General features: G+C 75.3%; 19 protein-coding genes. 4 read left to right on the plus strand and 15 right to left on the minus strand.

The features are described 5' to 3' along the window. From C8054_RS30900 to C8054_RS30925, 6 genes are all read right to left on the minus strand, one after another. Positions 1-1,124 (minus strand): glycosyltransferase (locus C8054_RS30900; protein ID WP_107162694.1); only part of this gene is annotated, 1,124 nt, incomplete at its 3' end. Between the two features lie 253 nt (positions 1,125-1,377). Next, entirely contained in the window at positions 1,378-2,658 is a 1,281-nt protein-coding gene (locus C8054_RS30905) for a D-alanyl-D-alanine carboxypeptidase family protein (RefSeq protein ID WP_107162695.1), read from the minus strand. Between the two features lie 142 nt (positions 2,659-2,800). Further along, complete coding sequence (locus C8054_RS30910) at positions 2,801-3,220, minus strand: protein-tyrosine phosphatase family protein (RefSeq protein ID WP_107162696.1); 420 nt, start codon at positions 3,218-3,220, stop codon at positions 2,801-2,803. Positions 3,221-3,320: 100 nt separating this feature from the next. Further along, the gene (locus tag C8054_RS30915; protein ID WP_107162697.1) at positions 3,321-3,953 is read right to left on the minus strand and encodes a hypothetical protein; all 633 of its coding nucleotides are present in this window, start codon (positions 3,951-3,953) and stop codon (positions 3,321-3,323) included. A 13-nt stretch (positions 3,954-3,966) separates the two neighbouring features. Next, a complete protein-coding gene (locus tag C8054_RS30920; protein WP_107162698.1) occupies positions 3,967-5,751 on the minus strand; it encodes a DUF4012 domain-containing protein in 1,785 nt (594 codons plus the stop codon). Between the two features lie 84 nt (positions 5,752-5,835). After that, positions 5,836-7,071: a glycosyltransferase family 4 protein gene (locus C8054_RS30925; RefSeq protein ID WP_107162699.1), complete on the minus strand. Its 1,236-nt coding sequence runs from the start codon at positions 7,069-7,071 to the stop codon at positions 5,836-5,838. Positions 7,072-7,215: 144 nt separating this feature from the next. On the opposite strand from C8054_RS30925, the gene C8054_RS30930 reads away from it, so the two are divergent. Then, positions 7,216-7,773, plus strand: coding sequence for a low molecular weight phosphatase family protein (locus tag C8054_RS30930; protein WP_107162700.1), 558 nt, complete (start codon positions 7,216-7,218; stop codon positions 7,771-7,773). Here C8054_RS30930 and C8054_RS30935 read toward each other — a convergent pair. Beyond that, positions 7,754-9,208, minus strand: a complete 1,455-nt coding sequence (locus C8054_RS30935; RefSeq protein WP_107162701.1) for a polysaccharide biosynthesis tyrosine autokinase — start codon at positions 9,206-9,208, stop codon at positions 7,754-7,756. The genes C8054_RS30930 and C8054_RS30935 overlap by 20 nt on opposite strands. Positions 9,209-9,392: 184 nt before the next feature. Here C8054_RS30935 and C8054_RS30940 point away from each other — a divergent pair, with 184 nt between their 5' ends. Both C8054_RS30940 and nhaA read left to right on the plus strand, forming a co-directional pair. After that, positions 9,393-11,249 (plus strand): nucleoside-diphosphate sugar epimerase/dehydratase, encoded by a 1,857-nt coding sequence (locus C8054_RS30940; protein WP_107162702.1) that lies wholly within the window; start codon positions 9,393-9,395, stop codon positions 11,247-11,249. A gap of 141 nt (positions 11,250-11,390) precedes the next feature. Beyond that, positions 11,391-12,689, plus strand: coding sequence for a Na+/H+ antiporter NhaA (gene nhaA, locus C8054_RS30945; RefSeq protein ID WP_107162703.1), 1,299 nt, complete (start codon positions 11,391-11,393; stop codon positions 12,687-12,689). A gap of 60 nt (positions 12,690-12,749) precedes the next feature. On the opposite strand, the gene C8054_RS30950 is transcribed toward nhaA, so the two are convergent. From C8054_RS30950 to C8054_RS30985, 8 genes are all read right to left on the minus strand, one after another. Further along, positions 12,750-12,950 (minus strand): hypothetical protein, encoded by a 201-nt coding sequence (locus tag C8054_RS30950; RefSeq protein WP_107162704.1) that lies wholly within the window; start codon positions 12,948-12,950, stop codon positions 12,750-12,752. Positions 12,951-13,068: 118 nt separating this feature from the next. Then, positions 13,069-13,656: a TMEM165/GDT1 family protein gene (locus C8054_RS30955; protein WP_107162705.1), complete on the minus strand. Its 588-nt coding sequence runs from the start codon at positions 13,654-13,656 to the stop codon at positions 13,069-13,071. A gap of 228 nt (positions 13,657-13,884) precedes the next feature. Beyond that, positions 13,885-14,850, minus strand: coding sequence for an L-histidine N(alpha)-methyltransferase (egtD, locus tag C8054_RS30960; protein ID WP_107162706.1), 966 nt, complete (start codon positions 14,848-14,850; stop codon positions 13,885-13,887). Further along, a complete protein-coding gene (gene egtC / locus C8054_RS30965) occupies positions 14,850-15,632 on the minus strand; it encodes an ergothioneine biosynthesis protein EgtC (protein WP_107162707.1) in 783 nt (260 codons plus the stop codon). The genes egtD and egtC overlap by 1 nt, the downstream gene beginning before the upstream one ends. Positions 15,633-15,641: 9 nt before the next feature. Further along, positions 15,642-16,970: an ergothioneine biosynthesis protein EgtB gene (egtB, locus tag C8054_RS30970; protein ID WP_107162708.1), complete on the minus strand. Its 1,329-nt coding sequence runs from the start codon at positions 16,968-16,970 to the stop codon at positions 15,642-15,644. Next, positions 16,967-18,205 (minus strand): ergothioneine biosynthesis glutamate--cysteine ligase EgtA, encoded by a 1,239-nt coding sequence (egtA, locus tag C8054_RS30975; protein WP_107162709.1) that lies wholly within the window; start codon positions 18,203-18,205, stop codon positions 16,967-16,969. Before egtA ends, egtB begins: the two co-directional genes overlap by 4 nt. Positions 18,206-18,362: 157 nt before the next feature. Beyond that, positions 18,363-19,133, minus strand: a complete 771-nt coding sequence (locus tag C8054_RS30980) for a hypothetical protein (RefSeq protein ID WP_233220255.1) — start codon at positions 19,131-19,133, stop codon at positions 18,363-18,365. 16 nt (positions 19,134-19,149) lie between these two features. Next, a complete protein-coding gene (locus C8054_RS30985) occupies positions 19,150-19,773 on the minus strand; it encodes an RNA polymerase sigma factor (RefSeq protein ID WP_107162710.1) in 624 nt (207 codons plus the stop codon). 498 nt (positions 19,774-20,271) lie between these two features. On the opposite strand from C8054_RS30985, the gene C8054_RS30990 reads away from it, so the two are divergent. Continuing rightward, positions 20,272-21,205 (plus strand): serine/threonine-protein kinase (locus C8054_RS30990; RefSeq protein WP_233220256.1); only part of this gene is annotated, 934 nt, incomplete at its 3' end.

A 21,205-nucleotide genomic window follows, 5' to 3' on the forward strand; every position in this document is an offset into this window, starting at 1 on the left:
ACCGGGCCGGCACGCGGCCCGCCCGGATCCTCGGACGCACCGCCGGCACGCGGCCCGGCCGGTTCCTCGGGCCCGGGGTCGGGGCGCGGGCCGGCGGTCCCCGGCGGCGGGGCGCGGTGCGGCGGCGGGGCCGGCGGGCCGGCGTCGAGCACCGCCGCGAGCACCGGGCCGAGCTGGTCCGGGGTGCCCGCCCACCGGGTGAGGCCGGACCGGGCCAGGACGTCGGCGTTCGCCCGCCCGTGCCCCGGCAGGGGACGGTAGGTGACCACCGGCACCCCGGCCGCGAGCGCCTCCTGACAGGTCAGCCCGCCGGCGTTCTCCACCACCACGTCCACGGCCCGCATCAGCGTCGGCATGTCGTCCACCCAGCCCAGCACGTGCCGGCCGGGACCGCTCAGTCGTCGGCGCAGCGACCCGTTGCGCCCGCACACCACCACCGGCCGGGCCCCGGTCGCGCCGACCTCCGCCACCGTGGCCGCCACCTCGCCGACGCCCCAGGACCCGGCCACCACGAGGGCGAGCACACCGTCGTGCGGCAGGCCGAACCGCTCCCGGGCCCGCCGCCGGTCGAGGCCGGCGCCGACGGCGAACGCCCGGGAGACCAGCGGCTCGACCACCGCGACGTCGGCGTCGGCGTCGCGTTGCAGCTCGGCGTGCCGCATCGTGCAGTAGACGTCCACGCCCGGCGCGAGCCAGGTCGGGTGCACCACGAAATCGGTCACGTAGGTGAGAATCGGGACACGGAGCCGGCCGCCGCGCCGCAGCGGGCCGAGAAGCTGGTTGGCGAACGGATAGGTGGTCACCACCGCTCTCGTGTCCGGCGGGATGCGGCGGCGGATCCGGGCCCGGAACGGGCGCAGCAGCGCGCGGATGGCGCAGACGGACACCCGGGACCGGCTGGTCAGCCGGAACAGCAGGTGGTAGCCCCGGGGTAGCCGGTGCAGCACCCCCCGGTACGTCTCCCGCACCGCCCGGTGCACCGGGCCGGGCAGCAGGTGGAGAAGGTTCAACCGGTCCACCTGGAAGCCCCGGCCGCGCAGGCGCTCCGCCAGCTCGTCGGCGGCCCGGTCGTGTCCGGCGCCGATGTCCGCGGAGACCACCACGATCCGTCCCGGGTGCGCCATGGGCGGCGCATACCCACCCGGACGGCGTCCACGCGGCGGGACCGGAACCGGTCAGGCCCGGCCGGGCGGTCCGAGCGGGGACCGGGACCGGTCGGCGCCACCGCGGACGGATCGAAGCGGGAGCGGTACCGGCCAGCGGGCCGGCGGACGGATCCGAGCGGGAGCGGCGCGGCGGTCAGGCGCGGCGGTCAGGCACGGCGGTCAGGCGCGGTGGTCAGGCGCGGTGGTCAGGCGCGGTGGTCAGGCGCGGTGGTCAGGCGCGGCGGCGGCCGGACCGCCGGAGCCGGCCCCGCCGGGCGGCGAGCACCGCCACCGTCCCGCCGACGACGAGCGCCAGCAGGCCGGCGGCCGGCACGATGAGCGCCCAGTCGCCGTCGGCCATCCGGTGCAGCGCGGTGCCGGCCGGCCCTCGCCACGGCGTCGGCGTCGGCGTCGGTGTCGCCGGCGCGTCGGCCGCGGGTTCCCGGGTCGCTGCCGGCGCGGCCGGTCGGTCCAGCTCACCCGGGTCGACCAGCCGGCCGACCGACGCGTCCCGGGGCAGCGTGAAGCCCCAGTCGAGCAGTTGCGCGCCCTGCTGCCAGCCGCGCACCGGGCGGGCCTCGGCGCCGAGCAGCGTCACCACCAGCCGGCGCCCGCCGCGCTGGGCGGCACCGACATAGCTGTGCCGGGCCAGCTCGGTGAAGCCGGTCTTGCCGCCCAGCGCTCCGGGATAGCGGTAGACGAGCTGGTTCTCGTTCTGGATCTGGAACCCGCCCTTCTTCAGTGCGGGCTGGGCCGGGATCTGGGCCCGCTCGGTCATCGCGTACCGGCCGAAGCGGGGGTCGGCGAAACAGGCGCGGGCGATCAGCGCCAGGTCGTACGCGCTGGTGAACTGCCCGGGGCCGTCCAGGCCGGACGGCGTGACCGCGTGGGTCTGGAGCGCGCCGAGCCGGCGTGCCTCGGCGTTCATCTGGTCGACCCCGGCCCGGGCGCTGCCGGCGCCCAGCCGGGCCAGCATGTTCGCCGCGTCGTTGCCGGACTGGAGCAGCAGGCCCAGCCAGAGCGTCTCGACCGGGTAGCGCCCGCCGACCAGCAGGCCCACCGCCGAGCTGCCCGGCTCGATGTCCAGGTCGGCGGCGGTGGCGACGGCCACCTGCTTCGGGTCGAGGCGGTTGAGCATGGTGGCGGCCAGCAGCAGCTTCTGGGTGCTGGCGGGGGTGCCGTACGCGTGCGGCCCGCAGGCGCCCAGCACGGCGCCGCTGTCCAGGTCGGCGACCAGCCAGGTGGTGGCGGTGACCGCGGGCGGCGCGGGACTGCCGGGCGGCGTGACGAGGCCCGGACCCGCAAGCGTCTCGCCGCCCACCACCTGCTGTTCGGGCACCGACGCCGGCGGGACGGGACGCGGCGGCCGGGACACCTTCGGCGCGGGCAGCCGTGGGCATGGCGCCGCGGCGCCGGGAGCGGGAGCCGGCGCGGGAGCGCCCCGCGCCGGGGCAGGCGCACCGGACGCGAGCAGGGTGACGGCGGTGACGGCGGCCAGGACCCGGGCTCTCATGAAGAGGCACCCTACCCAGCGCGGCTCCGCCGGCGGCACGGCTCACCGGGCCGGTGACGCTGCGCCGATCGTCCGGCCCCGTGCCGTGGTCGAGCCGCGAAGCCGGGCTGTCCCGAGCGGCCCGCCGGGACCGGTGCGTCAGTCAGTGGACGCCGCGCAGCCACCGTCGCTGCCACGGCGTCTCCACCGCACGCGGATGGTAGTGCGCACGCACCCAGGCGACCGCCGGCCCGGGGTCCAGCCCGTCGAGCACCGCCAGGGCGGCGAGCGCGGTGCCGGTGCGGCCCACGCCGCCGTAGCAGGCGACCTCGACCCGTTGACCGGCGTACGCGCGTCGCCGCGCCTCGCGCAGCGCGTCCAGGGCGTCGGCGCGGTCCAGCGGAAGCCAGAAGTCGGGCCAGCGGATCCGCCGGACCGGCCAGGCCGGCTCCGGCCCGCGCGCCAGCAGCAGGGCGAAGTCGGCCGGGGCGGCCGGGGCGGCGACGCGGCGCCCCCGCACGGTGGCGCCGCCGGGCAGCGTGAGGAGACCGGCGGGATCCGTCCACGGTGGCGTCGGGTGCACCGGTTCATTGTGCGGCGTACCCCGGACACGCGGGTGCCCGCCGGAGCTTCTCCGGCGGGCACTCGCGATCGGCCCGGGGTCTCCCCCGGCGCGCCTGGCGTCAGCCGAGGCGACGGCGGCGCCAGGCCAGGGACCCCAGCAGCAGCACCGCGCCGGCACCGGCCAGGCCACCGCCGAGCTTCAGCGGCGTGCCGATGCTGTCGCCCGTGACGGGCAGGTGACCGCCGTGGTGCGGCGGACGCGGCGGGTGCGGCGGGCGCTTGGGCAACACGATGCCGGTCGCGCTGGCGGTCCGGCCGGACGTCAGCCCGGTCGCGGTGAACGTGTAGCGACCGGGACGGGTCGGGCGGTAGGTGACGGTGAAGCTGCCGTTCGCGTCGGCGGTCACCACGAAGGTGGTGGGTGCCGGCTGCGGTGTGGGACCGCTCGGCAGGTACGCGACCGACGCCATCGCCACCGTGCTGCCGTCGCTGCGCCGCGCGGTTCCCTCGGCGGGTGCGGCGACGGGCAGGTTGGAGATGGCGACGTCGATCCGGACCTGCTCGTTCGGCAGGAAGTTCCGGCCGTTGAGCGTGAACGTCTGGCCGAGCGTGATGGTCGTCGGCGTCACGGTCAGCGACGCGACCACGGGCGGGTAGACCGGTGGCTGCGGCTGCGCCGCTCCGGCCGCGGTCGGCGCGGCCACGATGGCCAGGCCCACCGAGAGCGCCATGATGATGCGGGATAGCCGCATGATGGTTTCCCTCCTACTGTTCACATCTGGGTGCGGTGGTTATCTGGGTGGTCCACGGGGTGACGGTGGGGGTGAGCACCAGATCGGCCGTGCCGGCGCCGTTCTGGCCGGTGAGCAGCGTGATGTCGAGCGTCCGGGTCTGCCCGGGGCCGACCTCCACGTTCGCCACCGCCACTTGGCGGCGGCCGTCGGTCCCACTGCCCATCGTGGTGTCCCGGCCGTCCAGTCGGCCGGCGAGGACCGCGCCGCCGCTGGGGGTGTGCACCGAGACGAACGTGCGGGCGGTGTACCTGTCGCCGGACATGGCCATGCCCGTGACCGATTCGGTCAGCCCCGTCCGCGGGGCGGTGGAGTGCACCGTGACCCGCAGCCGCAGTTCACGGCGTCCGTCCGGCTGGCACGCGCCGACCGTCAGGGTGGCCGAGAACCTGAGGTAGTAGCCGAGCTTCGCGCCGCTGCCGTCGTTGAGGAACACGCCGACAGTCGGCACGGTGTCCCGCTCCGGGAGTTGCCCGGCCAGCCGGGTCCCGGCCAACGCGCGTTGCTCCTCAGAACGGACACTCCAGAACAATATCCGACGTTCCTGTATCGAGCGGCTAATAACGGTTAAAAGCGCTCGCGGGTCAACCGTCCTGGTGAACAGCGCGTCGATCACCCCCGACGCGGCCCGCGCGTAGAACGCGTCCTGCGCCTTCACGTCCAGGTCCCGGTACGAGTCGCTGAGCAGCGTCCGCACGGCGGTGCCACCGGCCAGCGCCGGACCGTCCGGCACCTGCACCGGGCCGATGACGTTGAGCAGGTACGACAGCACCACGGGGTCGACCGCCAGCACCCCGTCCACCGTGATCCCGGTGCGTCGGCGCACCATCTCGCGGTAGAGCGCGGCGGCGGTCGGGAAGTCGGGGCTCAGATTGACGTCCGCCGGATACATCCCCGGCAGGTCGGTCCAGAGCCGGCGCATCTCCGGGTCCACCTTGAGCGGTGGATCGAAGTACCGCAGATCCGTCGCGTTGCCCTGCCCCGCCAGCCGGATCCGGCCGGAGTCCGCGCGCAGCACGGCGTACGCGCCGAACATGCCGCCGGTGGCCCGCAGCTCGGCCGGGTTCTGCGAGACGAGCAGGTAGCTGCGCGGGCCGTCCGCGCCGAGCAGCGGCGGCAACAGGCGGACGCCGTGGTCGGCGGCGGAGGTGAGCCCGCCCAACCGGTCCAACTCCTGCCGCAGCGCGGTGACCGCGTCACGTACCTGGGTCACCAGGCCGTGGGTCGGCACCGCCCGCAGCCGGTCCGCCGTCCGCCGGACCGCCTGGTCGGCGGCCGACACCTCGGCCGCGACCGCGCGCAGCCGGCCCACGTCGAGCCGGCCCTGCTTCGGCACCAGCGAGGCGAGGTCGACCCGGAGCAGGGTGGGGAAGGCGAGCCGGGCCAGGTCGTCCACCGCCACCGAGATCTGCCGCACCGCGGTCAGGTTGTCCCCGGCGTACGGGATGCCCTGGCCGAGCCACCAGACCGGGTCACCGGTCGCTCCGCGCGCGGCGCCGGCCTGCTCCTGGAGCGCGGCCAGGGTCCGCTGGGCCCGGGCCACGTCACCGTCGAGCACCTGGGCGCTGAGGTCCTTGGCCAGGCCGGCGGCGTTCACCAGGTGGGCCCGGGCCTGCCAACCCCGGAACGTGACCCAACCGCCGGCGGTGGCCAGCACCGAGACGACGACCAGCCCGATCAGCAGGACGCGACGGACGCGGGCCCGCCGGCGTCGCCGTGAGTGTCGGCGTCGGCGATGCGACGCCGCAGGTTCCGTCACGCCACTCTCCTCGGAGTCGACCGACCTTCGATCACCATTCGGTGCTCATGTCGTATACGAGTATGTATCGACCCGATAAGCCTTCTAGTCGGTTTTCCGGTTTTTCATTCGATCCGTCGCCACGTCGCGCAGCAGCGCCTCGATCCGGTCCACGCCGGCCCGCAGCGACATCTGCCGCAGGTAGGCGTCCCGTCCCCGGCGGCCCATGTCGGCCCGGGCCGCCGCGGGAATCGCCGCGGCCAGCCAGAAGCGGTCGGCCAGGGCCGCCCAGTCCTCGGGCGGGCAGGACAGCCCCGCTCGGGCCCGCTCCACCAGCTCCGCGGTGTCGCCGCCGGCCGAGGCGACCACCGGCGCGGCGCAGGAGAGCGCGGCCGGCAGGGTGCCGGGCACGGTGCCGCGCAGCTCCGGCCGGTCGCGCAGCATGACGAGCTGGTAGTCGGCGGCCGCGTAGAGCTGGGGCATGTCCGCCGGCGAGCGCCGCTCGACGAACCGGACGTTGTCCGCGCGGAGTTCGGCGGCGAGGTCCCGCACCCGCCGCTCCTCCGCGCCCGAGCCGACCAGGACCAGGTCCATCCGGTCCCCCAGCGCCGCCGCCGCCCGGACCGCGGTCTCCAGACCCTGCCGTACGCCGATCGTGCCGGCGTGCATCACCACGCAGCGGTCGTCCCGGCGGATCAGCCGACGTGCGGCCGGACCGGGCCGCGCCGGGCGGAACAGTCGCTCGTCGGTCCAGTTGAGCACCGTGCGCACCCGGTCCGGTTCGGCTCCGCCGGCGAGCACCAGCTCGCGCATGGACGGTGCGCTGACCGCTATCGCGTCCGCCTCCCGGTACAGCCGACGCAGGCCGGCGTCCAGCCGGCCCGACCAGCCACCTGCCGCCCCCGGCCGGGCCGGCTCCTCCTCCGCCCAGACGTCCTGCACGTGCAGCACCGTCGGCACCCGGCCCAGCATCCGCAATAGGCCGGCCGCGGCGAAGGTCACCGCGGGGAGCTGAAGGACGTACAGCGCGTCGAGGTCCCGCAGGTAGCGTCGGCCGGCGAGCGTCGCGCTGCCGGCGAAGGAGAGCCAGCCGGCCGCCCGCGCGCGAGCGGAGCCCGCCCCACCGGCGTACCGGGGCACCCGGCGCACGGTCAGCCGCTCGCTGCGCGTCTGGTGCCCCCACCGTTGCCGCCAGCCCGGATAGAGCTGGCCGCCCGGGTGGTCCGGGAACCCGGTGAGCACGCGTACCTCGTGGCCCCGGGCGGCCAACTCCTCGGCCAGGCTGCCCGGGATGAACGCCGGTTCCGGCGGGAAGTGGTACGACAGGATGCCGATCCTCATGGCCGCGCTCCCGGCGCGGCCTGCCGGACCCCGGTCCACCGTGGCGCGTACGATGCCGGCATCCCCTCGCCGTCCGGCCGCGACCGCCGGCAGCCCGCCGTCGCCGCGCCGTCCCGCGCGACCGCGCCGACCAGAGGGGTCCAGATGCCCGACGACGGGGTGCTCTTCGTCTGCCACGCGAACATGTGCCGGTCACCGATGGCCGAGTTCATCGCCCGCCGGTTGCTGGCCGGGCTGCCGGTGACGGTGGCCAGCGCCGGCACCGACGCGGTCGACGGGGCGGCCATGCACCCGTACGCCGTCGAGGTGGCCGCCGGGGACGGCGCGGACGTGACCGCCTTCCGCACCCGCCGCCTGCGCCCGGAGCACCTCACCTCGGCGGCGCTGGTGCTGACCGCGACCCGGCGGCAGCGTTCGGCCTGCGCGGCGCTGGCCCCGGCCGCGTTGGGCCGGATGTTCACGCTGCACCAGTTCGCCCGCCTGGCCGCCGCGGCCGGGCCGGACGGTGTGTCCGGGGCCACCCCGCTGCGGGCGGCCGTGGTGGCGGCCGTCCGTGCCCGGGGGCGGCTGCAACCCGCCCCCGACGGCACGGACGACCTGCGGGACCCGATCGGCGGCTCCCCGGCCGACTTCCGCCGGTGCGCCGAGGAGATCGAGCGGTCGATCCGGCCCCTGCGCGCGCTCATCGCGACAGCCGGGTGAGTTCCTGAGTCCGGTCACCCACGACGGTCTGCGCACCTCGCTGGGTCGCCCCGACGCGGTCGGCGGGCACGGCCGGCGCGGCCGGCGGCACGACCACCTTGTACGTCTCGTACTGGTAGGCGTCCGCCTTGCCGACCTTGGCCATGTTGAGCACGCAGCCGAGCAGACGCACCGACACCGAGCTGAGCGCCCGCGCGGCGGCGGCCACCTGGCCGCGCGAGGTCCGCCCCTGCTGGGTGACCAGGAGCGCGCCGTCGGCCTGCACGGCCACCACCACGCCGTCGGTGACCGCGAGCAGCGGCGCGGTGTCGATGATCACGATGTCCGCCGACTCGCGCAGCGCCACCAGCAGGTCCGCCATCGCCTTGGAGCCGAGCAGCTCGCTCGGGTTCGGCGGGGTGGCGCCGCTGGGCAGGACCAGCAGCGACTTCTCACCCCACCGCTGCACCACGTCACCGACCTGCACGTCGCCGACGAGCACGTCGGTGAGCCCGACCCCGCCGTCGAGACCGAGGTAGTCGGCGGCCTTGGGGCGGCGCAGGTCAGCGTCGATGAGCAGCACCCGCCACCCCGCCTCGGCCAGCGCGATGGCGATGTTGCACGCCATGGTGGTCTTCCCCTCGCCCTGGAGCGCGCTGGTGACCGCGATGACCCGGGCCGGCTCGTGCACGTCCACGAAGCGCAGGTTGGTGCGCAGCTTGCGGACCGCCTCGGCGCGGACCGAGGTGGCCGCGTCCCCGACGATCAGCGGGGCGGCCTTCGCGCCGGCCTCGAACGGGATCTCGCCCAGCAGCGGGCTGCCGGTCACCCGCTGCAACGCCACGGCGTCGCGCATCCGTACGTCGGCCATGCCGCGCAGCACGGCCAGCGCGGCGCCGGCCAGCAGGCCGAGCAGCCCGCCCAGGGCCAGGTTGCGCGCCGGTCGCGGCGAGACCGGGCTGGAGGTGACCCGCGGTCCGCTGACCATTTCGATCTTGATGGGCGGCGCCTTGCCGTCCGGCGGGGTCTCCACCTTGCGCACCAGCTCGACGAACTTGGCCGAGAGCGTCTCGGTGGTCTTGAGCGCCCGGTTCTGGTCGGTGTCGGTGAACGTCGCCCGCAGCAGCACCGTGCCGGTCGTGGTGGACGTGTTGATCCGGCTGCGCACCTGGTCGGCGGTGAGCCCGAGGGGCGCGTCGGCGACCACGCTCTGCGCCAGCCGGTCGCTGGTGAGCAGGTCACCGTACGACTTCACCCGCTGCTGGAGGAAGAGGCTGCCCTGGTAGGCGTCGGTGACCCCCTGGCTGGGCGTGGTGACGAAGAAGGTCACCGAGGCCTGGTACCGCGGCGCCGCACGGACCGTCAGGACGGCGGCGGCGGCCACCGCGAGCATCACCGTGACCAGCACGATCCACCAGTGGCGTCGAACCAGGCGCAGGTAGCCGACAACGTTCATTCCGCTTCCCCTCCCGACACGCCGGTCTGCCGATGAAACTGCACGAAAGCCCCCTAAAAGCCCCAGTAGCCGTGCCAGGATCGAATCGCCTATTCACCACGTTAGGTGACCAGACGAATGTAAACGACTGGACATGCACGTACGTCGCAAACCCGCTCATTCCAGATGGACGTAGAGGGCAATCATGGAACGTGAAGCCACCACCGCGCCGGACGCCGTGCGACCCCACGGCCGGACCACCCACCGCGCCGCCACTCTCTCCCTGTTAACGCTGGACACGGCCGCCTGGTGCGGAGGATTTCTCGGCGCCGCCTGGACCCGCTACGAGTTCGACCTGACCGCCGCCGCGACCGGCCGCGTGCTCACCGTCGCGCTCGCCTGCGCCGCGCTCTACGCGCTGCTCACGCTGCTGCGCTCCCGGCTCTACGGCCGTTATCCGATCGGCAGCGCCGGAGACGCCCGCGGGCTGGCCGGCACCGTCGCGATCGCCGCCGCGGTCACGCTCGCCGGCGTGCTGCCCTGGGCCGAACGGCCGGTCCCGGCGACCACCCCGCTGGTCGGCGGCGCCGTCGCGTTGGTGCTGATGGCGGCCGGCCGCGGACTGTGGCGGTCGCACGCCGACCGGCACCGTCCGGCGGCGCGGCACGCCGAGCGGTGCCTGGTCTACGGCGTGGACGCGGCCAGCGAACGGCTGGTCCGCGTGCTGCTGCACGACCCGGACAGCAGCTACCGCCCGGTGGGTCTGCTCGACGACGCCCCGGACAGCCGCGGGCTCCGCCTGGAAGGGCTGCGCGTGCTCGGCGGGCGGGAGCAGGTCGGCGCCGTGGTCCGGGCCACCCAGGCGCGTACCGTCATCTTCTCGATGACCGGCGGCGACCCGCGGCTGCTGCGCGACGTGCGCACCCGCACGCTGGAGGCCGGGGCCACGTTCAAGGTCCTGCCCCCGGTCCGCGAGGTGCTCGACCGCCCGGTCCACGCCACCGACGTCCGCGACCTCCAGCTCACCGACCTGCTCGGCCGCGCCCACCGGGTGGCCGAGCTGGCCGTCGAACGCGGCGGGCTGGCCGGCCGGCGGGTACTGGTCACCGGTGCCGGCGGCTCGATCGGCTCGGAGCTGTGCCGGCAGATCGCCCAGTGCGAGCCGGACGAGCTGATGATGCTCGACCGGGACGAGTCGGCACTGCACGCGCTCCAGATGTCCCTGCACGGCCGGGCGCTGCTGGACGGCCCCGAACTGATCCTGGCCGACATCCGGGACGCCGACGGCATCGCCCGGGTGATCGCCGACCGGCAGCCCGACGTGGTGTTCCACGCGGCGGCGCTGAAGCACCTGACGCTGCTCCAGCGGCACCCCGGTGAGGCGATCAAGACCAACATCTGGGGCACCCTGAACGTGCTGGAGGCGTGCCGGGACGTCGCCGAGTTCGTCAACATCTCGACCGACAAGGCGGCCAACCCGACGAGCGTCCTCGGCTACTCCAAGCGGATCACCGAGCGGCTCACCGCCCACCGGGCCGCGCAGCTCGGCGGCACCTACCTCAGCGTCCGGTTCGGCAACGTGCTCAGCAGCCGGGGCTCGGTGCTGACCGCGTTCCAGGCGCAGATCCGGGCCGGCGTGCCGATCACCGTCACCCACCCGGACGTGACCCGCTACTTCATGACCGTGCAGGAAGCCGTGCACCTGGTGCTCCAGGCCGCGACCATCGGCCGCGGCGGTGAGGCGCTGGTGCTCGACATGGGCGAGCCGGTCCGGATCGCGGACGTGGCGCGGCGGCTGTCCGCCGAGGCGGACCACCCGGTCGACATCGTCTACACCGGGCTCCGACCTGGCGAGAAGCTGCACGAGCACCTCTTCGGCGCGGACGAGGCGGACAGCCGGCCGCTGCACCCGTTGATCTCCCACGTGCCGGTGCCGCCGTTGGACCCGGACGAGGTGCGCGCGCTGGACCCGTACGCCGACCCGGAAGAGCTGGTGAAGCGGATGGCCGCGTTCTGCGAGACGATCGGCGCGGTGCTGCCGGCGCTGCCCGGCCAACGCTGACCGCCGCCGACGGCGGGTGGGGCGGCGCACACCGCGGCTGCGCTCGCCGCCCGCCCGGCGGACCGGTAGGGTTGGCCGCGGTGTGCCGGGAAGCCTGGTCGGCGATGGATCCACCGACCCCTGCTCCCGGACGGACACCGTATGCCCCATCACACCTCGCCCTCCCGCCTGCTGGCTCGGCGGTCCTGGCCGGAGGCCCGCTTCCTGGCGGACGTGCTGCGCACCGAGACGGTCGGCGGCGGCCTGCTGCTGCTCGGCGCGGTCCTCGCCCTGGTCTGGGCGAACTCGCCGTGGCGCGCCGCCTACGCCGCGCTGGGCGACTGGGTGCCCTGGCCCGGGGGCGCGGCGCTGCACCTCGACCTCGGGCTCGCCACCTGGGCCGCCGACGGGCTGCTGGCGATCTTCTTCTTCGTGGTCGGCCTGGAACTCAAGCGTGAGTTCGTCGCCGGGGACCTGCGGGATCCCCGGCGGGCCGCGTTGCCGGTGGTCGCCGCCATCGGCGGCATGGCGGTGCCGGCGCTGATCTACCTGGCGGTGACCGCGAGCGCCGGCGGCGCGGGGCTGCGCGGCTGGGCGATCCCCACCGCCACCGACATCGCCTTCGCGCTCGCCGTGCTGGCCGTGATCGGCTCGCACCTGCCGCAGGGACTGCGGGCCTTCCTGCTCACCCTCGCCGTGGTCGACGACCTGCTGGCCATCACCATCATCGCGGTGTTCTACACCGCCGACTTCCACCCGCTGCCGCTGCTCGGCGCGCTGCTGCCGATCGCGGTGTTCGGGCTGCTGGTGCAGCGGCGGCGCACCTGGTGGTGGGCGCTGATCCCGCTGGCGGTGACCGCCTGGGTGCTGGTGCACGCCTCCGGGGTGCACGCCACCGTGGCCGGCGTGTTGCTCGGCTTCACCGTGCCGGTGCTGACCGGACGGCGCGGTGAGCCCGGGCTCGCCGAACGGCTGGAGCACCGCTGGCGGCCGATCTCCGCCGGCCTCGCCGTACCGGTCTTCGCGTTCTTCGCCGCCGGGGTCTCGCTCGTCGACGTGGACCTGGGCGCGGTCGTCCGGGACCCGGTCGTGCTCGGCGTGGCCGGCGGCCTGGTGCTGGGCAAGGTGATCGGCGTGTTCGGCTCCACGTTCCTGCTCGCCCGGTTCACCCGCGCCGAGCTGGACGAGGAGATCACCTGGGCGGACCTGGTCGGGCTGTCGTTGCTGGCCGGTATCGGCTTCACCGTCTCCCTGCTCATCGGGGAGCTGGCGTTCGGCCCGGGCAGCCCCGAGGACGAGCGGGTCAAGGCCGCGGTGCTGGCCGGTTCGCTGATCTCCGCCGGCCTGGCCGCCGGGGTGCTGCTGCGGCGCAACCGGGTGCACCGCCGGATCAGCGAACGGGAGAGCCGGGACGACGACGGCGACGGCATCCCGGACGTCTACCAGGAACGGCCGGCCTGATTCGGAACGCGCCGGCCGCCGCCCCCGGTCGGGGCGACGGCCGGCGGTGCGGGACACCGATCAGCGGTGGCGCTCGGCGCGACGGTCGGCGCCGTCCTCGGTCTCCTCCAGCGCGTCGGCGAACGGCTCGGTGAAGTCGTCACCCGGCACCGCGACCCGCTCGGCGCGGTCCTGCTCGTCCGCGCGACCCCCGGGAGGCGGTTCCGGTGCCGTGGCGCCCCCGGCGAAGCCGTACTCGTTGGGCTCATCGTGCCTGCTCATGCGCGAACCTCCCGGTCGTCCGTCTCGGTGGCCCGCCGGGCGGCGCTCGTTCCGCACCGCCACGGCGTCACCTCCGCTACTTACCCACCGCGCCGGTTACTGATCATCCGAGCGCCGCTCAGGTCAGCTCCCGGACCGCCTCGAAGACGAGCCAGAGACCGCAGATGGCGAACAGCACGGCCGCGCCGTACCGGATGGTCCGTTCCGGCAGGTGCCGGCCGAGCATCCGGCCCACCAGGATCGCCAGCGCGTCCGCCGCGACCATGCCGAGCGTGGAGCCGAGCCAGGTGCCGAACCAGCCGTACTTGGTGGCCAGCGTGATGGTCGCGAGCATCGTCTTGTCGCCCAGCTCGGCCAGGAAGAACGCCACGCCGACCGCGATGATCGCCGACTTGGTGCTGCGTTCGGCCTTCCGCTTCTCCTCCTCGGTGAGCTTGTCGCCGCGCAGCGTCCAGGCGCCGAAGCCGAGGAACGCCAGACCGGCGATGAGTGAGATCCAGCCCGTGGGCAGCACGCTGTTGAGGCCGACACCGATGGCCACCGAGGCCAGGTGGACGATCGCGGTGGCGATGGTGATGCCGATGAGCACCGGCAGCGGTCGGAAGCGCGTGGCGAACGTCAGCGCCATGAGCTGGGACTTGTCGCCCAGCTCGGCGACGAAGATGACGCCGAAGCTGACCACCAGCGCGACGAGGAAACCCTCCATGTGAACCTTCCCGATCAAGCCGGGAGGAGAGACAGGGACGCCCTCGACCCGGCTGCGACAGCCTGAGTCGAAGGTCTCGCCCGCCCCGGGGACCGGGGCCGCGTGGCCGGATGCGGAACGCACCAGTGTGTCGACCACGACATTGGGGGCTACTCCCCTTCGCGCCGACCAGCCTAGCCGATCACCGCCGACCCCGGTCGCCGGGTGTGACCGGGGTCGCGCCGACCCTCACTCGGCCCGGGCCAGGCTCACCCCGAACAACCCGTCCGGGTCGGTCCAGAACGCCTGCCGCGCGAACCCGGCACGGTCCAGCTCGGCGGCGACGCCCGCCGGCCGGAACTTGGCCGAGACCTCGGTGCGCAACTCCTCCCCGGCGGCGAACGTGACGTCGAGGTCCAGCACCCGCACCCGGGTCGGACGCTCGGCGCGCAGCCGCATCTCGATCCACTCCCGGTCCGGGTCCCAGACCGCCACGTGGCGGAACGCCGCGACGTCGAAGTCCGCGCCCAGCTCCCGGTTGATCACCCGCAGCACGTTGCGGTTGAACTCGGCGGTCACGCCGGCGGCGTCGTCGTAGGCCGGGACGGTCACGGCCGGGTCCTTCACCAGGTCGGTGCCGATCAGCAGCCAGTCCCCGACCTCCAGCGCCGCGCGCATGGCGGTGAGGAATCCGGCCCGCTCCCCCGGCAGCAGGTTGCCGATCGTGCCGCCGAGGAACGCCACCAGGCGCCGGCCGCCGGTGGGCAGCCGGTCCAGGTGCCGGGTGAAGTCGCCGACGATGCCCCGGACCCGCAGCCCCGGGTACGCGGCGGCGATCTGCTCGGTGGACCCGCGCAACGCGCTGACCGAGACGTCCAGCGGCACGAACGTGCCCAGATCGCCGTGCCGGGTGAACGCGTCCAGCAGCAGCCGGGTCTTCTCCGACGAACCGGAACCCAGCTCGATCAGCGTCTTCGCGCCGGTCAGCGCCGCGACGTCGGCCGCGTGCGCGGCCAGCACCGCCCGCTCGGCCCGGGTCGGGTAGTACTCCGGCAGGCGGGTGATCTCCTCGAACAGCTCGCTGCCCCGGGCGTCGTAGAACCACTTCGGCGGCAGCCACTTCGGCGACGCGGTCAACCCCACCCGGACGTCCTCCCGCAGCGCCCGGTCGAGGTCCTGCTCCTCCAGGTGGATCTCCAGCGGCTCCGCGCCCATCAGGTGTCCTCTCTGCCATCGGTGGATGAGCCGGCCCCGGTCGGGGCCAGCTCGCGGAATTCCAGCCCGGCCGCGGTGGCCAGCACCAGCCGCCCGTCCGGCACCGCCTGCCAGCCGGGATCGTCGTCGAACGGTTCGGAGGCCAGCAGCACCGAACCCGGGCCGCGCCGCACCGACAACGCGTGCCCGGCCACCGTCGCCGCGACCGTGACGCCGTCGGTGAGCAACAGGTTCAGCCGCGAGCCGGGCGCCGCGGCGGCCACCGCGGCGACGGTGTCGGCCACCGCGTCGCCGAGCGCCGCGCCGGCCCGCAGCCGATGCCGGACCAACGCCCAGAGCACCGCCGAATCGGTCGGCACGTCCAGCGTGAGCAGGTCCCGCACCGGCAGCCCGGCGGCGAGCGGGACGAGACGGTCCGGCCAGCCCCGGACCACGCCGTTGTGGCTGAACAGCCAGCGTCCCTCGGCGAACGGCGCGGCGGCGGTCTCGTGCAGCGGCATGCCGACCGTGGCCGAGCGGACGGCGGCCAGCACCGCCCCGGCGGACGTCACGGCCGCCAGCTCCGGCAGCGTCGTGTCGCTCCACATCGGCTGGGCCCGCCGGTAACGGACCGGGTCGGCGCCGTCCGGGTACCAGCCGACGCCGAAGCCGTCGGCATTGATGGTGCCGCCGCCACGCATGTCACGCGGCGCCCAGGACTGCCGCAGCAGCCCGTACGGCGGGTCGAACAGCAGACTCCGCAGGGTGACCGGTGGACCCAGGTACGCGAGGTGACGGCACATCCGGCCGGTTCACTCCCCGTCGCCGGCGTCGCGGGCGCAGCGGAACCCGCTGAAGATCTGCCGCCGGATCGGGTAGTCCCAGTTGCGGAACGTGCCCCGGCACGCCGAACGGTCGGTGCCGAACGAGCCGCCGCGCAGCACCCGGTGGTCGTCGCCGAAGAAGACCTCCGAGTACTCCCGGTACGGGAACGCGGTGAAGCCGGGGTGCCCCCGGAACGTGCTGGCCGTCCACTCCCAGACGTCGCCGACGAGCTGGTGCACGCCCAGCGGCGAGGCGCCCTCCGGGTAGGCGCCCACCGGCGCCGGCCACAGGTGCCGCTGGCCCAGGTTGGCGTGCCCGGTGCCCGGGTCCTCGTCGCCCCACGGGTAGCGGCGGGACCGGCCGGTCGCCGGGTCCCACCGGGCCGCCTTCTCCCACTCCGCCTCGGTGGGCAGCCGCTTGCCGGCCCACGCCGCGTACGCCTGCGCCTCGTACCAGCAGACGTGCACCACCGGCTCGTCGTCGCGCACCGCGGACCAGCGGCCGAACCGGCGGTACGCCCAGCCGTCGCCGTCACGCCGCCAGTGCAGCGGCGCGCTCAGCCCGGCCTCGACCCGGTGTTGCCAGCCGGCCCCGCTCCACCAGCGCGGCTGGTCGTACCCGCCGTCGGCGATGAACGCGCGGTACTGCCCGTTGGTCACCGGCGTCGCGTCGATGCGGTACGCGGGCAGGTCGACGGTGTGCGCCGGGCGCTCGTTGTCCAGCGCCCACGGGTCGGTGGAGGTGCCCATGGTGAACGGCCCGGCCGGCACCAGCACCTCGCCGCCGACGTCGACCCGGGGTTCCGGCGGCGGTGGCGCGTCCAGCACCGGCGCGCCGGCGCGCAGTTGGTGGGTGGCGAGCATGGTCTCGTCGTGCTGCTGCTCGTGCTGCACGATCATGCCGAACGCGAAGCCGTCCTCGACCAGCCGGCGGTCGGTGAACCGGATGCCGTCGAGCAGGTCGTACACCTTGTCCCGGACCGTCCGCACGTACGCGCGGGCCTCGGCCGGGGGCAGCAGCGGCAGCGCCGGCCGGTCCTTGCGGGGCTGCTTGAACGCGTCGTAGAGGTCGTCGATGTCGCGGCGCACCGGCTCGCGCCCGCCGACGTCGCGCACCAGCCACAACTCCTCCTGGTTGCCGACGTGCGCCAGGTCCCAGACCAGCGGCGACATCAGGGTGGAGTGCTGCCGGACCAGGTCGTCGTCGTCCACCGCGTCGGTCAGCAGCGCGGTGCGGGCGCGGGTGCGCTCCAGCTCGGCCGCGATCCGGTCGCGCAGCCGTTCGGCGTCCGTACCCGGTCGCTCGGTCGTGGTCACCGCTGTCCCCTCTCCGTGGCGGCGGCGCGCCGCCGCCGGATCGCTCGCTGCGTCTCGTCGTACAGGCCGGCCGGCAGGTCCAGCGCCGGCAGGGCGGTCAGGGCCAGGTCGAACAGGGCAACCGCGGCGGTGGCCAGCGCGGGGTCGGCCAGCCCGTGCCGGGCCGCGTCGTGCCACCGGTCGGCGACCGGACCGGCCGCGGCGAGCGCGTCGCCGGTGGTCGTCCGGTCGGCGAACAGCGCCGCCAGCACCGCCAGCGGCACCGTCCAGGCCCGGCCCGGCTGGGCGTCCAGGTAGCGCAGTTCCAGGTAGCCGCGTGGGCGTACCGGCGGGAAGAGCGTGCTGACGTGGTATTCCAGATCGTCGGTGGTGGGTGGGCGGGGCAGCGCGCCGGCCAGCCAGTCGGTGAAGGTCACGTCCGCCGGCGGGGTCCAGTCCGGTCCGTCGCCGCGGACGCACAGCAGCGGCGCGGCGAGCGCGTAGTCGGTCCAGGCCGCCACCGGGTCACGGTCGACGCCGGCCGGCGACCAGACCGGACGGGTGCGCGCCGGATCGATCGCCAGCCAGGCGGCCATCCGCGCGGACGCCCAACCGGTGGGTCGGCCGGCGTGCCGGTCGGCGGTGGCGAACGCGGCCAGCAGCGGCGGCCCGACGGCGTGCGCGGCGGCCCAGCGCTGGGCGAGCTGGTCCGGCTCGCCGGCGTCCAGGCAGATTTGGAGCCCGGCCGTGCTGTACATCATCGCCCGCCCGGCCGGCCCACGCCTGTCGAAGACGTCCCGCATGGCGCGGTAGCGGGCGGTCTCCACGGCCGGTCGGGGCGGACGCCAGGGGTCCATGCCGGTACGGCCCAGCACGAGGCCGGCGGCGTCCAGTCGGGTGCGGAGCTGCGTGATGTCGGCCTCGGTGGCCGAGATGAGCGCGGCGACCGACGGTCGCGGCGGGGTGGAGATCTCCACCTGCCCGCCGGGCTCCACGGTCACGGTGCCGCCGCGCCGGAGCTCGTCGGTCGGGCTGGTGGGGTCGAGGGTGACGGGGCTGTGCCGTCCCAACGCTGCGCGCAGTCGCTCGCGGTCGACCGGTCGGGTCGGGTCCGCGGCGTCGTGCACGGTCCATTCCAGTTCGACGCCGGTGAGCGTGGGTGGGCCGGTCTTGAAGCAGATCCGGGCCAGGTGCCCGCGCGCCGCGGCCTCGTCCCCCAGGACGGTGGCGCGGTCCAGCTCCGGCGACATCACCATGTGGCGGCTCCTCTCCCCGGGGACGGGCGACACACCGTCGCCCTGGGCCCGGCCGGTCCGGCACGGGCCCGCGCCTTCCCCATCCTCTGTCTAGCAGACGGAATCCGCGCGCCCGGGGAGATGAATTTTTGTCCGGAATCTGATTGCGTCGGCCGGCTCAGTCCTCGTCGTCGTCCTGGTCGCCCGGCCCGGGCTTCCGCTCGTCGTCCGCCGACTTCTTCGGCGACGGATCGGCCGGCGTCTTCGGGGCTTTCGGGGACGGCTTCGCCGCCGGCGTCTTCGGGGACGCCGCCGGCACCAGGGTCCGGCAGTAGCTCTCCACCCGGTCAGGCCCGCCGGCGGCGGCCACCAGGTCGGCGAAGCCCGGCTTGGTCAGCGCCTTGGCCCGCTGCGGCTCCGACTTGGCCAGCCAGGCCCGGCAGTGACCGACCAGCGCGCCGCCGACCGACGGCGGCGCGGCGGGCCGGCTCCCGGACGGCGTCCCGGGCGACGACGCCGCACCGGAGGCCGCGCCGGACGGGCCGGCGGGGGTCGACCGCGACGGACCGGCGGCGGTCGGGGCGGGGCCCGCCGTGGTCGGGGCCGGCGGAACCACCGGTGGCGGGCTCCGGTCCAGCCGCACGGCGGCGAACGCCACCCCGGCGACCGCGGTGGCGGCGAGCCCGGACAGCGCGGCGGCGACGCGGAGCCGACGACGCGGACGGGACGCCGGAACCGGCGCGGCGACCGCCGGCGCGGCCCGGGCGGCCCGGAAGGCGGCGAGCGCACGGTCCTCGCCGTCGAGTTCCCCCGCGGTGGCCGGGGCCGCCGCGGCGGCGAGCAGCCGGGTCAGCGGGTCGGCGTCGGCCGGCGGCACGGCGTGCACGGCGTCGAGCAGCCGGTCGGACTCCGCCCGGTCGGCGGGCCCGTCGGACCGGTGAGGTCTCATGCCGTCTCCCCTCACGTCAGCCCTCCGCCGGCTCAGCCTCGGACGCGTGCGGCGCCTGGCTGCCGGTACGGGGCCGGGGCCGGACCGCGCCCGGCACGTCCTCCGGCGCGGCGCGCTCCAGCAGCGCGGCAAGCCGGCGCAGCCCGCGGTGCGCCGCCGTGCGCACGGCGCCGGCCCGCCGGCCCAGCACCCGCCCCGCGGTCTCCGCGTCGAGCCCGATGACGGCCCGCAGCATCACCGCCTCGGCCTCGGCCGGTGGCAGCGTGCGGATCAGCGCCAGCGCGCTCTCGGTGCCGAGGGCCTCGCCGGCCCGGTCGGCGGTGTCGGCGTCCCCGGCCAGGTCGTTGAGGGCCTGCACGGGCACCGGGACCACGGGCCGACGCCGTTGCCGCCGCAGGTGGTCCATGGCCCGGTTCCGGGCGATGGTGACCGACCAGGCGCGGAACTCGCCACCGGTGAACGAGGGAAGGTCCCGGGAGATCTGCAGCCAGGTCTCCGAGGCCACGTCCTCGGCGTCGCCCCCCACCAGCGTGGTCAGGTACCGCAGCAGGGCCGGCTGCAGGCTGCGGTAGAGGAAGCGGAACGCCTCCTCGTCCCCGGCCTGGGCCGCGGTGACCGCCTCGTTCAGCTCTCTGGTCACGGTCGCCGCCCGGGCCACGCGATCGCGGGTCGGGCGTCCGTCGACGCGGGAGACCACACCGCCATCCGCACCCCGGCCCCCCGCTGAACTGATCGGCGCCGGGCCGAGCCCGGGACGCACGCTGGATACCGCCGCCGGCACGGCCGGCGGCGGGACATACCGTACCGGCGTCGCGGGGCGACCGGGAGCCGGGCCGACGTCGGGAGCGCGACCGGGCGGATGGCATGGCCCGGACGGCCAGAAAACCGAGAGAAATGTCTACCGGCGAGGGCGGCGTGTCGGTGTAACGAAGGCCACCGTCGGGTCGCTTCTCCCGCGCGGGAAGCGGACAGCCGCCGGGAGAACGGCATTTTCTGGCCGATCGTACCCGGCCGGTCACGGTCAGCCCACCGTCGCCGCGCCCTCGGCCGTCCGGCCGACCGGGGCGCAGCCGCTCGCCGACGGCCGCAGGAGAGATCGCCGGAAATACTCCGCGACCGCTGTGGGTACGGTATGGGGATGCTCTCCTCCGACGTCGTGCTCAGCGGTCGGTACCGCCTGGAAGACCGTGTCGCCACCGGCGGCATGGGCGACGTCTGGCGGGCCAAGGACCTGGTGCTCGGCCGCCAGGTGGCCGTCAAGGTGCTGCTTCCCGCCCTGGTCCGCGATCCGGACTTCATCGCCCGGTTCCGCTCCGAGGCGCGGATCATGGCGTCACTGCGGCACCCCGGCGTGGTGCAGGTCTTCGACTGCGGCGAGGACGAGCTGCCCGACGGCAGCCGGGCCGACTACCTGGTCATGGAGTTCGTCGCCGGCGAGCCGCTGTCCCGGCGGATCGAGGACGCCGGCCAGCTCGGCGTCGACGAGACCATGTCGATCGTGGCCCAGACGGCCCAGGCGCTGCACGGCGCGCACGGGCGGGGCATCGTCCACCGCGACGTCAAGCCGAGCAACCTGCTCGTGCAGGACGACGGCACCGTGGTCCTGGTCGACTTCGGCGTGGCCCGCTCCACCAACGTCACCAGCATCACCAGCACCAACGCGGTGCCCGGCACCGCCCTCTACATGGCGCCCGAGCAGGCCGCCGGCCGGCCGGTCACCGGCGCCACGGACGTCTACGCGCTCGGCGCGGTGGCGTACTGCTGCCTGACCGGCAGCCCGCCGTTCACCGGCGACAACCCGCTCCAGGTCGCCGTGCGCCACCTCGACGACGAGCCGCCGGAGCTGCCGGCGGAGATCCCGGCGCCGGTCCGCGAGCTGGTGGCCCGGGCGCTGGCGAAGGACCCCGCCGACCGTTACCCGAGCGCCGCGGCGATGGCCGACGCGGCCCGGGCGGCGCGTACCGACTCACCCACCGCGACCGTGCCTGCGGCGCTGCGCGGCGCGGCCGGGCCGGGGCACACCCGCGACGAGCAGCCGGTGGCCCGGCCGGCGGCCGTGGCCGCGCCGCCGC

This window comes from Micromonospora sp. RP3T (assembly GCF_003027925.1).
Classification (GTDB): domain Bacteria; phylum Actinomycetota; class Actinomycetes; order Mycobacteriales; family Micromonosporaceae; genus Micromonospora.

What these genes read in the sequence shown, in the direction of transcription:
- nhaA (WP_107162703.1), top strand. Translation starts at nt 11,391, where the DNA reads ATGCCCCATCACACCTCGCCCTCCCGCCTGCTGGCTCGGCGGTCCTGG.
- C8054_RS30950 (WP_107162704.1), bottom strand. Translation starts at nt 12,950, where the DNA reads ATGAGCAGGCACGATGAGCCCAACGAGTACGGCTTCGCCGGGGGCGCC.
- C8054_RS30925 (WP_107162699.1), bottom strand. Translation starts at nt 7,071, where the DNA reads ATGAGGATCGGCATCCTGTCGTACCACTTCCCGCCGGAACCGGCGTTC.
- C8054_RS30930 (WP_107162700.1), top strand. Translation starts at nt 7,216, where the DNA reads ATGCCCGACGACGGGGTGCTCTTCGTCTGCCACGCGAACATGTGCCGG.
- C8054_RS30940 (WP_107162702.1), top strand. Translation starts at nt 9,393, where the DNA reads ATGGAACGTGAAGCCACCACCGCGCCGGACGCCGTGCGACCCCACGGC.
- C8054_RS30915 (WP_107162697.1), bottom strand. Translation starts at nt 3,953, where the DNA reads ATGCGGCTATCCCGCATCATCATGGCGCTCTCGGTGGGCCTGGCCATC.
- egtC (WP_107162707.1), bottom strand. Translation starts at nt 15,632, where the DNA reads ATGTGCCGTCACCTCGCGTACCTGGGTCCACCGGTCACCCTGCGGAGT.
- C8054_RS30935 (WP_107162701.1), bottom strand. Translation starts at nt 9,208, where the DNA reads ATGAACGTTGTCGGCTACCTGCGCCTGGTTCGACGCCACTGGTGGATC.
- C8054_RS30980 (WP_233220255.1), bottom strand. Translation starts at nt 19,133, where the DNA reads ATGAGACCTCACCGGTCCGACGGGCCCGCCGACCGGGCGGAGTCCGAC.
- C8054_RS30905 (WP_107162695.1), bottom strand. Translation starts at nt 2,658, where the DNA reads ATGAGAGCCCGGGTCCTGGCCGCCGTCACCGCCGTCACCCTGCTCGCG.
- C8054_RS30955 (WP_107162705.1), bottom strand. Translation starts at nt 13,656, where the DNA reads ATGGAGGGTTTCCTCGTCGCGCTGGTGGTCAGCTTCGGCGTCATCTTC.
- egtD (WP_107162706.1), bottom strand. Translation starts at nt 14,850, where the DNA reads ATGGGCGCGGAGCCGCTGGAGATCCACCTGGAGGAGCAGGACCTCGAC.
- egtA (WP_107162709.1), bottom strand. Translation starts at nt 18,205, where the DNA reads ATGGTGATGTCGCCGGAGCTGGACCGCGCCACCGTCCTGGGGGACGAG.